The sequence below is a fragment of the Kitasatospora misakiensis genome, from assembly GCF_042656005.1.
GTDB classification, from domain to species: domain Bacteria; phylum Actinomycetota; class Actinomycetes; order Streptomycetales; family Streptomycetaceae; genus Kitasatospora; species Kitasatospora misakiensis.
Map to the genome: position 1 here is coordinate 100,021 of NZ_JBHSOF010000008.1, position 11,251 is coordinate 111,271.

Consider the following 11,251-nt stretch of genomic DNA (forward strand, 5'->3'; position numbering starts at 1 on the left):
TGCGGTCCGACGGCCGTGGATGCGGTGCGGTGTGTTGCTGTGCACTGCGGTGCAGTGCGGTGCGGCGCGCCTCAGCGGCGGATGCTCGGCTTGAGCTCCATGAAGCGGGCCAGCAGACCGTTGACGAACGCCGGGGAGTCGTCGGTGGAGTACTCCTTGGCGATCTCCACCGCCTCGTCGACGACGACCGCGTCCGGGACGCCGTCCTCCCAGATCAGCTCGTACGCGCCGAGCCGCAGGACGTTGCGGTCCGCGATCGGCATGCGGTCGAGCGTCCAGCCGACGGCGTACTGGGAGATCAGCTCGTCGATCCGGCGGGCGTACTGGACGTACCCCTCGACCAGCTCCATGGTGTACTCACCGACCTGCGGGGTGCCCTCGTCCGGCTTGGGCTCCCGGGCCCGGGCCACCCAGTCGGCGAGGACCGTCAGCGGGTCGACCCCGCGGTGGTCGGCCTCGAACAGGATCTGGAAGGCGCGCGTACGGGCCTTGGTGCGTGCGGACGACACGGACTTACTTCACCCGGCCGAGGTAGCTGCCGTCGCGGGTGTCGACCTTGACCTTCTCACCGGTGGTGACGAACAGCGGCACCTGGATCTCGGCGCCGGTCTCCAGCGTCGCCGGCTTGGTGCCACCGGTGGAGCGGTCGCCCTGGACGCCCGGCTCGGTCTCGGCGATGGTCAGCTCGACGGCGGCCGGGAGCTCGATGTACAGCACCGCGCCGTCGTTGGTGGCGACCAGGGCCTCGAAGCCCTCCAGCAGGTACTTCGCGGCGTCGCCGACGACGGCCGGCTCGATGGTCAGCTGGTCGTAGGTGTCCATGTCCATGAACACGAAGTTCTCGCCGTCCTTGTACGAGAACTGCATGCCGCGCTTGTCGACGTTGGCGGTCTCGACCTTGGTGCCGGCGTTGAAGGTCTTGTCGACGACCTTGCCCGTCAGGACCTCCTTGAGCTTGGTGCGCACGAAGGCCGGGCCCTTGCCGGGCTTGACATGCTGGAACTCGACGACGGACCAGAGCTTGCCGCCCTCCAGCTTGAGGACCATGCCGTTCTTGAGATCGTTCGTGGAAGCCACGGGCGCACTAACTCCTGGATATAGCTGTCAAGGAACCAAGGAACGCGTCCTGTGCCGCAGCTGCGTCACAGCGCGAGGAGCTCCTTGGTGGTGATGGTGAGCAGCTCGGGCCCGCCCTCCTCCAGGGGGCGCACGACGAGCGTGTCCTCGATCCGGACCCCGCCCCGCCCCGGGAGGTGAACCCCAGGACCGACGGTGACCGGCACGCGGCTGTCCAGTTTACCCATGTCCGTCGGACCGAGGCGCGGTGCCTCCCGGATCTCCAGACCGATCCCGTGGCCGATCGGGTGCGGAGAGCCCTCGGTGTGCCCGGCGGACTGCAGGATCTCCCGCGCGGCCTGGTCGGGCACGTGCTGCTCGACGCCCGGGCCGAGGGCCTCCCGCCCGGCCCGCTGGGCCCGGAACACCAGCCGGTGCAGCTCGACCTGCCAGGGCGCCGGGGCCGCCCCGATCACGAAGGTCCGGGCGGTGGAGACCCCGTAGCCGCGGTACTGCGCGCCGAGCACCACGGTGAGGAAGTCGCCCTCCTCGACCCGCCGGTCGGTGGGCTGATGCGCCTGCTGGCCGGAGTGGCTGCCGGTGCCGACCGAGACCGGGAAGGCCGCGCGGTCCGCGCCGTGGTCGATCATCCGGCGCTCCAGCTCCATCGCCAGGTGCCGCTCGGTCCGGCCGACCAGGATCGACTCCAGCAGCTCGCCGAGTGCCTGGTCGGCGATCTCGGCGGCGATCCGCAGGTCGGCGATCTCGTGCTCGTCCTTGACCACCCGCAGCCGCTCGACCGCCTGCCCGACGTCCGCCAGCCGGGCGCCCTCGACCAGCCCGGCCACCGCCCGGTGCCGGGTGACCGTCAGATCGTGCTCCTCCACCGCCAGCCCGGCCACCCCCAGCCCAGCCGCGGCGGCGGCCGCGGCCAGCGCGGTGTCGGCCCCCGCCGCCACCGCCAGCTGGGCCACGTCGGGGGCGATCAGGTGCTCGCCGGTGTCGTCCGGCGGCAGGTCGTCGGGCAGCGCGAGCAGCACCCGGTCCCGGGTCAGCAGCAGGGTCGCCCCGCACGGCGGACACCCGGTGAGGTACCGCACGTTCGCCGCCCGGGTGATCAGCGCCGCGTCGGCCCCGGACGCACTGCAGTGCTCCCGCAACCGCTCCCGCCGGCCCGCGTACGCATCAGCCATGCGTCGAGCCTACGAACCCCACCCCCGATCCGCCCGCCGAACACCGCCGCCCGCGTCCCCCGAGCCCCGCCGGGGTGTTCCTGGAGCCAGTACGATCTTCCCCGTGCCGGGACGGCGTCGAACCGGGCTCCGCCGGATCGACGGCACACGCCCCAAGGCCGGGGCCGGGGAGGACAGGAGTGACTCGGATGGCGCGTACCGCCAGGAGTGGGGATTCCGGCGCATCGGGTCCGGGGCTGATCGCCTTCGTGGACGAGACGGGTGACCGGGGCTTCTCCGAACGTTCGTCGGAAACCTTCTCCATGACGGCCTTCCTCGTGCCCCGTGAGCGGCAGAACCAGATGCGTGCGACGGCCGCCGGACTTCGGGCGCACATCGGCACCTCCAGCCCCCTGCACTGGGTGGACCACTTCAAACAGAAGCACAGCGCCCGGAGGGAGCTGGCCGCCGACATGCTGGCGGCGATCCCGGACGTACGGGTGGTCCATGTCGTCGTCCACAAGGACACGGCGGGGGCCGACGAGGAGCTGCTGCGCAGCGGCGAGACCTTCTACAACCACTGTTGCCGCCTCATCCTCGAACTGGTCGCCCACGCCGCGGCGGCGTGGCCGGGCGGCCCCCGGCGCGCCTCGGTCAAGTTCGGGCACGTCCGGCACCTGGACCACGCCGACACCGTCGCCTACCTCGACCTGGTCCGCGCGGGCGCACCACAGGTCCCCTGGCATCTGCTCCACTGGCCGCCGACCTGGCACGGGACCGCCGCCTACGACGGGCTTCAACTGGCGGACCTGCACTGCGGCTTCCTCAACAACGCGCTGACCGGCGCGCCGGATGACCGTGCCTGCGCGTCGTACCTGATCAGCTGCGCCGCGCAGGTGCCGCGTCACGCCGGATCCGGTCACGTGCTCGGCCACGGTGTCCGACTGCTCGGCGACGAGTCGTTCCTGACCAAGCGCGTCTGGTGGACCGATCTGACCGGCTGAGGTCGCACAGAACGGGAGCCACTGGGAGGGCTCCGGGGGCCGCAACCGGAACATCCGTCCCGGAGGGATCCAGTTTCCTGCATCTGGCTTGTCCCGGCAGCCCACCCAGTGGCTCCGCACCCCCATTGAAGCGCCCCCACCCCCGCGAATCAACTCTTGCAAGGTCTGCGGGAATCAGTGGTCGAGCTCGTCGAACAGACTGTTCTGGCCCTCGGCCGGAACTCCGCGCGGAACCGGTGGTCGGCGGGCTTTCCCGCGTCCGCGCGTCGGCCGGACCCGCCGGGACTCCGCCGGGTCCGGCTCTCCGCGCCCCGACGGACGAAGGCCGTGCAGGTCCACCGGTGGCACCACGGTGCGAAGGAACTCCATGGTCTCCGGATCGGTCGAGTGGAGCACCGTCGCCTTGCTCGCCCGGGTGAGCAGGACGTGGTAGGCGTGGCGCACACGCTGGGCGAAGCCGATGCCGCTCTCGTCGGCGATCCGCGGGTCCGCGGATCCCGGCCTCAGAACGTCGTAGCCCTGGCCGTCCACGCGTTTACGGAAGGATCCTTTCTGCATCACCCACCGGTCCCCGCGCCGGACGAGATCCTCTCCCATGATGACCGCGCACCAGTCCCACTCCAGGCCCTGGGCGGAGTACACACAGCCGATCTGGTGCTTGCCACCCGTCCGGGTGGCCCAGAGTTCCGCCGGGGGAGCGTTGTTCTCGTACTCCTTCACCCGGCGCTCCGGATCTGGTTTGGCGTTCCAGGCCTTGTGCCAGCCTCCGATCCGGACATCGGTGACCAGGCTGCCGTCCTCCCGCGGGTCGCTCCACTTCCAGCAGAAGCCGGCGACCATCCGGCCGCTCGCCCCGGCCTCGATCTCCCGGAGGAGGTTCTTCTCCAGGTCCGTGGGGGTCTCGGCGAGCTCTACGTGCATCAGCCCGTCGGGAACCCATGGCCGGGGTTGTCCCCCCTCCAGGCCGAGCAGGTCCCAGACCCACTGGCGGTACAGCGTGCTGCCGCCGCAGCGGTAGTAGTCCTGGAGGTCGTAGGTCCGGACGGCAGCACCCATCCGCTTCGCGGCGTCGACGATCAGCTGCCGGGTGCCGACCTCGTCGTTCCTCAGGCTCTGCGCCTCGTCCAGGAGGAACACCGTGATCCGTGCGGCCTCGATGAGTTCCTCGACCTGCGGCCTGGTCCCGGCCCGACGGCGAGCGGCGCCGGGGAACCCGGTGAACGTCGACCGTTCCCGCAGGCGGTGGGCCTCGTCGCAGATCAGGACGTCCAGCCGGGGGGCGGGCGGCTCCACGAAATCGCGGAAGAACTTGAACTCCTTCCGGAAGCGGGTCTCGGCCATCCCCAGGTGCTCCCGCAGATTCGCGTCGAACGCCCTGGCACCGGTCGCGTAGAGCACCCGGTAGAGCTCGTTCGAGAGGCGGTTGTGGAGTTCCAGCCCGATGGCGCTCTTTCCCGTCCCGGCCCCTCCCGTGACGACGAACACCGCCTTCCCCGTCTCGCCGTCCCGGTACATCCGCTCGAGGTCGCGACGGACCTGGTCGGCGACCGTGCGCTGCACCCCGCGCAGCGTGAACACCGTGTCCTCCCCCCGCGAACGCACCATGGCCTCCAGGAGCGGCGTATTGCGGATGCCGATGCGCCGGAGAAGCCGTTCCGCCACCGCCGAGTTGTCGCCGGGGGCGAAGGACTGGAGGAGCAGTCGCCCGAGTTCATGGCGGGTGTCGGCGGTGAAGTAGAGACCGGTGCCACCCGTGGCGTGCTCGGCGTCGAGCAGGTCGCGGACCGCGACGTCGTGGGCGTTGTGCAGGTAGGAGAAGCCGCCCACCTGAAGCGTCAGGTCATCCAGGAGACCGAACGGGGCCAGGACGGTCTCGTACGAGGAACGGACCTGCTGGGCGGGGTGCTTCTTCGCGCCGAGGCCAGGAACATCGACCTTGGCGGGGTCGGCCGGGCTCCTGACCGCCGCACTCCACTGCTTGAGCTCGACGACCAGCACCGAGTCACGGTCCGAGTCGGGATAGCGGCCGACCAGCAGCACGTCGATCGGCGGGTGCGCGGGACCGTCCTCACCATCCGACGGGGGCTGGTACTCCACGAACATCCGCACCTCGCCGAGACCGAAGCCGACCAGGTCCTCGGCGAGGGCCACCAAGCTGGCCTCCCAGGCCCGCTGTTCGTTTCGACTGGCCGGCGCCCGGTTGAACAGGAGGTACCGCTGCGAGAGGTGACTGACGAGCAGCCCCCGCTCGTGCAGGCGCAGCAGGTCACGGGCGGGGAGTTGGAGCAGAAGCACGAAAGGGCCGCCAGGGGACACGAGGGACGCTCGGACATGGGACGGCGTCATGGTACGCGGCCGAACCAGCGAGCGGAACAGCGGATACCGGGTCTCCTGAGGCCACGGGGGATGTCGGTGGCCCGCGCTAGGGTGGCCCCGATTCGTGCTGCCTTGGGGGGAAGCCTTGCTGTTCCGTGCCACCGCTGACGCCGTCACCGTCGAACACCGTGCCGGAGCGCTCGCCACGCGCCTGGCCGAACAGTTCCTCCGTGCCTACGGTCACCGGCCGACGGCGTCCGAGGTCCGTTCCTGGGAGCGCAGTCTGCCGGTGCTCGCGGCGACGCTCGGGGAAGCGGGTCTGGGCGCCGTCGAGATGCTGATCGAGTACGCCCTCCCGCTGAGCAGCAAGCGGGCGGATGTCGTCCTCGCCGGCACCCGCCCGGCGACCGGCGAACCGTCCTATGTGGTCGTGGAGCTGAAGCAGTGGTCCGGCGCCGAGCCCGAGGACGACGCGCCCGCGCTCTGCCGCGTCGACGCCTACCCGCGGCCGGTGCTCAACCCGGTCGAGCAGGTCCGCGACTACGTGCGCTACCTCTGCGATTTCAACGGCGCCCTCGACGGACGCGAGCACCTGGTCTCGGGAGTGGCGTTCCTCCACAACGCGACCGAGTTCGGCGTGTCCGGCCTCTACGAGGTGGAGCAGGACCGGCAGGGGCGGCTGTTCACCGGGGAGCGCCGGGAGCGGCTGGTCGACCACCTTCGCACCCTGCTCGCCCCGGGGCCGGGCTCCGCCGCCGGCGACGCCCTGTGCGCGGGCCGGATCCAGCCGTCCCGGCAGCTGATGGCCGTCGCCGCCGCCGAGGTGCGCGAGCGGGAGCACTTCATCCTCCTGAAGGAGCAGCGCGAGGCGTTCGAGCTGGTGATGCGCGCGGTCCGCAAGGCCCGGCGGTCGGACCACAAGGAGGTCGTGGTGGTCACCGGCGGGCCGGGCAGCGGGAAGAGCGTGATCGCCCTCTCGCTGTTGGGCGAGCTCTACCGGGACGGCCACCGCGCGCTGCACGCGACGGGCTCCCAGTCCTTCACGAAGACGATGCGCAAGGTCGCGGGCGCGCGCAAGCCCGAGGTCCAGCAGTTGTTCAAGTACTTCAACAGCTTCATGACGGCCGATCGGAACGGTCTCGACGTGCTCGTCTGCGACGAGGCCCACCGGATCCGCATCACCTCGGCGAACCGCTGGACCAAGGCCGCGAACCGCACGGGCAAGCCCCAGATCGAGGAGCTCATCGACGCCGCTCGGGTGCCGGTGTTCCTGCTGGACGAGCACCAGGTGGTGCGCCCGGGTGAGATGGGCACGGTCGAGGAGATCCGGAAGGCCGCGGCGGACAAGGGTCTGTCTTGCCAGGTCGTCCCGCTCGACGGCCAGTTCCGCTGCGGCGGCAGCGAGGCCTACCTGCGCTGGGTGGTGCGGCTGCTGGGCCTGCAGGACGAGCAGCCGACCGTCTGGGAGCCGGACGGCCGTATGGAACTCCAGGTCGTCGACTCACCGCTCGAGCTGGAGCGGCTGCTGCAGACCCGGAACGCCGAAGGGTTCGGTGCCCGGATGTCCGCCGGGTACTGCTGGAAGTGGACCACCCGGCCGAAGCCGGGCGAGCCCCTCCCCCAGGACGTGGTCATCGGCGACTGGTCCCGCCCGTGGAACGTCCACGGCGACTCGGCGGTGGACGGAGCCCCGCCGTCCGCGCTCTGGGCCACCGACCCGGGCGGCTTCGGGCAGGTCGGCTGCGTGTACACGGCCCAGGGCTTCGAGTACGACTGGAGCGGGGTGATCCTCGGCCCGGACCTCGTGTGGCGGCAGGACGGCTGGGTGACCGACCGGACGGCGTCCAAGGACCCGGTGTTCACCCGGTCCACCCCCGACGCCGAGGTCGACCGGCTGATCCGGAACACCTACAAGGTGCTGCTGACCCGCGGGATGATCGGCACCGTGATCACCTCAACCGACGCGGAGACCCGCGCGAAGCTCCGCGAGTTCGCGGGCGGCTGAAGCCACCGGGCCCGTACGGGAACTCGGACCGACCGAGTACCCGTACGGGCCCGCCTGTGAGCCGGGTGGGGCTACTCGGCGCCGCCGGCGGGGGCCGGGGTAGCGGCCGGTGCGGAGGCGGGGGCGGCCCACTTCTTCTCGACGCCTGCCAGGCGCCAGTAGGCGATGGCGGCGGCCCAGACGACGACGAAGAGGCCGACGATCGCGTAGCCGACGTTGTCGAGGGAGATGTCCGCGATCCAGCCGGACACCGGGTCGGTGAGGTCGAGCTTCTCGTGCAGGACGCTGACCAGCTCGATGGTGCCGATGATGAAGGCCACCGCGATGGACAGCCCGGTGATGGTGAGGTTGTAGTACACCTTGCGGACCGGGTTGGAGAAGGCCCACTGGTAGGCGAAGTTCATGAAGGTGCCGTCCAGGGTGTCGAACAGGCTCATGCCGGCCGCGAAGAGCAGCGGCAGGCAGATGATCGCGTACCAGGGCAGGCCGGCGGCCGCGCCGGAGCCGGCCATCACCATCAGGGTGACCTCGGTCGCCGTGTCGAAGCCCAGGCCCAGCACCATGCCGACCGGGAACATCTGCCCGGGGCGGGTGATCGAGCGGGTCACCCGGTTCAGGAGCCGGGCCAGCAGGCCGCGGGAGTTGAGGTGCTCCTCCAGCTCGGCCTCGTCGAAGTGGCCGGCCCGCATCGAACGGAACACCTTGAGGATGCCGAAGAGCGCGATCAGGTTGAGGGCGCCGATCAGGTAGAGGAAGGCCCCGGAGGCCGAGGTGCCGACCACGCCCAGCCACTGGTGGGTGGCGGACTCGTCGTCCATCAGGGTGTTGGCCAGCTGTGCGCCGCCCGCCACCAGGGCGGCCATCAGCACCACCATCGAGGAGTGCCCGAGGGCGAACCAGAAGCCCACCGAGACCGGGCGCTTGCCGTCCGCCATCAGTTTGCGGGTGGTGTTGTCGATCACCGCGATGTGGTCGGCGTCGAAGGCGTGCCGCATGCCGAGGGTGTACGCGGTGATGCCGAGGCCCACCCCGAAGACCTGGGTACCGACCTCGTACTTCTCGGGGGCGACCAGGAAGATCAGCGTGCCGAACGCCACCACGTGCATGGCGAGGATCACGCCCATCAGGCCGGCGGTTCGGACGGTGTCCTCGCGCCGCCAGCGGAAGGTGGGCAGGGGGGTGGGCGCCGCCGGGGCGGCGACGGTTTCGGGCAGGGTCATCCTGGGATCACGCTCCAGCACCTCGTGGAAAGACTTCGTGAGATGCCGTGGCCGGTCTCCTGGCTGACGGGGCTCCCGGACCCGCCTTCCCAGGTGCGCTAGGCGCCCAGTGGCGATATGGGTACGGACAACTGTCCCCCGATCACAGTGGCGAGGGCCGCTCCGGACTGGGATCCCTGAGGATCCTTCACCGGTCTTCCCGAGCACCACGGCGGGGAACACCGTAGGGCGCGGCGGACGACCCTTGCAAGGCTGCGCACCTGCGCAGGTGTCCAGGATCACACCTCCCGGCCTGCGAGAATGGGCCGTATGCATCTCGTACCGGCCGACCGCGCGGGCCACCGCACCATCGACGGCCACCGGGTCTGCGAAGCCATCGCCGCGATCGGCGACAGCGCGCACATCCGGTCCTGGGCCGACCGCTTCTCGCTGCTCGCCGACCCCGGACGGCTCGCGCTGCTGCTCGCCCTGCACCGCACCGGACCGCTCGCCGTCACCGACCTCGCGGTCGCCACCGGCATGCGCGACCCCGCCGTCTCACAGGCCCTGCGGCTGCTCCGGACGGCCGGTGTGGTGACGGGGGAGAAGGAAGGACGTGTGGTGCGCTACCGGCTTGTGGACGCGGCTCTGCGCCCCCTCCTCGACGAGTGCGCCGTCGAATCCGCCGTCACCGAGCACAGCGACCACAACGAGCACAGCGACCACGCCGAGCCGGACGGCCACGCCGCGCACACCGACCACCCGGAGCACGCCGGGCGCCCGGGGCACCCGGAGCACGCCGCGGCGGCCGGCTGACCCGCCGGACGCCGCGGGGCCGCGGGGCCGGACCGGCGTCAGCCCCGGGCACCGGCCGGCTGGCAGGACGGGCACCAGAACAGGTTGCGGGAGGCGTGCTCCTCGGTCCTGACCTCGGTGCCGCAGACCAGGCACGACAGCCCGGCCCGCCGGTAGACGTACACCTCGCCGCCGTGGTCGTCGACGCGCGGCGGGCGGCCCATCGCCTCGGGGGTGTGCTCGGGGCGTACGGTGTCGATCCGGCCCGCGCCGACGCCCTCGCGCATCAGCGCGACCAGGTCGGCCCAGATCGCGTCCCACTCGGCCCGGCGCAGCTCACGCCCGGCCCGGTGCGGATCGATGCCGTGCCGGAACAGCACCTCGGCGCGGTAGACGTTCCCGACCCCGGCCAGCACCTTCTGGTCCATCAGCAGGGCGGCGATCGTCGTCCGGCTGCCGGTGATCCGCCGCCAGGCGGCGTCCGGGTCGGCGTCGGCGCGCAGCGGGTCCGGCCCCAGCCGGGCGGCCACCGCGGCCTTCTCGGCGCCGGTGATCAGCGCACAGGTGTTGGGGCCGCGCAGATCGGCGACGTGCTCGTCGTTCTCCAGCCGCAGCCGGACCAGGCCGACCGGCTCGGGCACCGGGCCGCCGCCGAGCTCGGCGAAGGTGAAGCCGCCGTACAGCCCGAGGTGGACGTGCACCCAGGCGTCCTCGCCGAAGCCGAGGAACAGGTGCTTGCCGGTGGCCTCCGCCGCCACCAGCTCCCGCCCGTCGATCAGCTTGGCGCCGTCCGCGAACCGCCCCTGCGGGCTGCTGGCGCGGACCGACCGGCCGCCGAAGGCGCGGTGGTTCTCGGCGGCGAGGCGGTGGATGATGTGGCCTTCCGGCACGGGCGCGGCTCCCCCCGGTGGTTCGTTCAGGACGCGTCCATCATCGCAGTCGGCACTGACAGACCCGGCCCGGTGCCGAGGCCAAACCGGAGCCGCTCAGCGGACCGGGATGCCCATCAGCCGGGCCAGGATCACCCGGTCCAGCTCGGCGGCGGTGGCGGCCACGTCGAGGTGGGAGTTGTCGATGATCGGCAGCCCGGAGTTGTACCAGCCGGCCATCCGGCCGTGGATCCGGGCCACCTCCTCGTCGCCGAGCCGGCGGTTGCCGCTGCGCCGGGCGTTGCGGCCGAGCACCGAGTCCAGGCTGGGCAGCAGCACCACCGGGATCATGCCGGGCCCGATGTGGCGCTTCCAGCCGCCGAGGCCGATCGCCGGGCGGTCGGGGAAGACGGCGTCGTCGATGATGCAGGAGATGCCGTTGGCGAGGTAGTTGCGGCAGGCGAACCCGCAGGTCCGCCGGGCCAGCCGGTACTGCGCCTCGGAGGCGTTGTTCCAGCCGGACTGCGGGTTGGCGAAGCCGGACTGCACCCACTCGCGGACGTCGTCGAGGCTGATGTGCGCGGTCGGGGTGGGCCGCCGCTCGGCCCAGTGGCGGGCGACGGTGGTCTTCCCGGCGCCGGCCGGGCCGATCAGCAGCACCGCGATCGGACCGGCGGGGGCGTGCTGCTGCGGCGGGCGGGCGGGCAGTTGGACGGGCGCGCCGGAGGGCAGCAGGAAGTGCCCGGTGGAGCCCGCGGGCACCGGCGGCGCGACCGGCCCGGGCGGCGCGACCGGGACGGGCGGCGCGACCGGGACGGGCGGCGCGACCGGGACG

The 11,251-nt window shown here is 71.7% G+C and carries 9 protein-coding genes, 1 pseudogene and 1 riboswitch; of the genes and pseudogenes, 3 read left to right on the plus strand and 7 right to left on the minus strand.

Features of this window, described 5'->3' with window-relative positions; translation table 11 throughout:
- Positions 1-71: 71 nt before the first annotated feature.
- The 3 genes from nusB to ACFP3U_RS09370 form a co-directional block, all read right to left on the minus strand.
- A complete protein-coding gene (gene nusB / locus ACFP3U_RS09360; protein ID WP_360020022.1) occupies positions 72-509 on the minus strand; it encodes a transcription antitermination factor NusB in 438 nt (145 codons plus the stop codon).
- A 4-nt stretch (positions 510-513) separates the two neighbouring features.
- Positions 514-1,077 carry an elongation factor P gene (gene efp, locus ACFP3U_RS09365; protein ID WP_380224836.1) on the minus strand — a complete coding sequence of 188 codons (564 nt, stop codon included), beginning with the start codon at positions 1,075-1,077 and terminating at the stop codon, positions 514-516.
- 65 nt (positions 1,078-1,142) lie between these two features.
- Positions 1,143-2,249: a M24 family metallopeptidase gene (locus ACFP3U_RS09370; RefSeq protein ID WP_380224838.1), complete on the minus strand. Its 1,107-nt coding sequence runs from the start codon at positions 2,247-2,249 to the stop codon at positions 1,143-1,145.
- A 188-nt stretch (positions 2,250-2,437) separates the two neighbouring features.
- Here ACFP3U_RS09370 and ACFP3U_RS09375 point away from each other — a divergent pair, with 188 nt between their 5' ends.
- A complete protein-coding gene (locus tag ACFP3U_RS09375) occupies positions 2,438-3,232 on the plus strand; it encodes a DUF3800 domain-containing protein (RefSeq protein WP_380224842.1) in 795 nt (264 codons plus the stop codon).
- 174 nt (positions 3,233-3,406) lie between these two features.
- Here the strand turns inward: ACFP3U_RS09375 and ACFP3U_RS09380 are convergent, their stop codons facing one another.
- The gene (locus ACFP3U_RS09380) at positions 3,407-5,527 is read right to left on the minus strand and encodes a DNA/RNA helicase domain-containing protein (protein ID WP_380224843.1); all 2,121 of its coding nucleotides are present in this window, start codon (positions 5,525-5,527) and stop codon (positions 3,407-3,409) included.
- Between the two features lie 166 nt (positions 5,528-5,693).
- Between ACFP3U_RS09380 and ACFP3U_RS09385 the strand changes: the two genes are divergently transcribed.
- The gene (locus ACFP3U_RS09385; RefSeq protein WP_380224844.1) at positions 5,694-7,553 is read left to right on the plus strand and encodes a DNA/RNA helicase domain-containing protein; all 1,860 of its coding nucleotides are present in this window, start codon (positions 5,694-5,696) and stop codon (positions 7,551-7,553) included.
- 71 nt (positions 7,554-7,624) lie between these two features.
- Here ACFP3U_RS09385 and nicT read toward each other — a convergent pair whose 3' ends face one another.
- A complete protein-coding gene (gene nicT / locus ACFP3U_RS09390; protein WP_380224845.1) occupies positions 7,625-8,773 on the minus strand; it encodes a Nickel transporter NicT in 1,149 nt (382 codons plus the stop codon).
- A gap of 32 nt (positions 8,774-8,805) precedes the next feature.
- Positions 8,806-8,999: riboswitch (cobalamin riboswitch) on the minus strand.
- Positions 9,000-9,082: 83 nt separating this feature from the next.
- Here nicT and ACFP3U_RS09395 point away from each other — a divergent pair.
- Positions 9,083-9,421 (plus strand): annotated as a pseudogene (locus ACFP3U_RS09395) (ArsR/SmtB family transcription factor); the annotation flags it as partial.
- A 185-nt stretch (positions 9,422-9,606) separates the two neighbouring features.
- On the opposite strand, the gene ACFP3U_RS09400 reads toward ACFP3U_RS09395, so the two are convergent.
- Both ACFP3U_RS09400 and ACFP3U_RS09405 read right to left on the minus strand, forming a co-directional pair.
- Entirely contained in the window at positions 9,607-10,437 is an 831-nt protein-coding gene (locus tag ACFP3U_RS09400; RefSeq protein WP_380224846.1) for an Fpg/Nei family DNA glycosylase, read from the minus strand.
- A gap of 96 nt (positions 10,438-10,533) precedes the next feature.
- Positions 10,534-11,251 (minus strand): AAA family ATPase (locus ACFP3U_RS09405; RefSeq protein WP_380224847.1); only part of this gene is annotated, 718 nt, incomplete at its 5' end.

Bases quoted from the DNA above. Each gene is read 5' to 3' on its own strand.
- ACFP3U_RS09370 (WP_380224838.1), bottom strand. From the start codon at position 2,249: ATGGCTGATGCGTACGCGGGCCGGCGGGAGCGGTTGCGGGAGCACTGC.
- ACFP3U_RS09375 (WP_380224842.1), top strand. From the start codon at position 2,438: ATGGCGCGTACCGCCAGGAGTGGGGATTCCGGCGCATCGGGTCCGGGG.
- nicT (WP_380224845.1), bottom strand. From the start codon at position 8,773: ATGACCCTGCCCGAAACCGTCGCCGCCCCGGCGGCGCCCACCCCCCTG.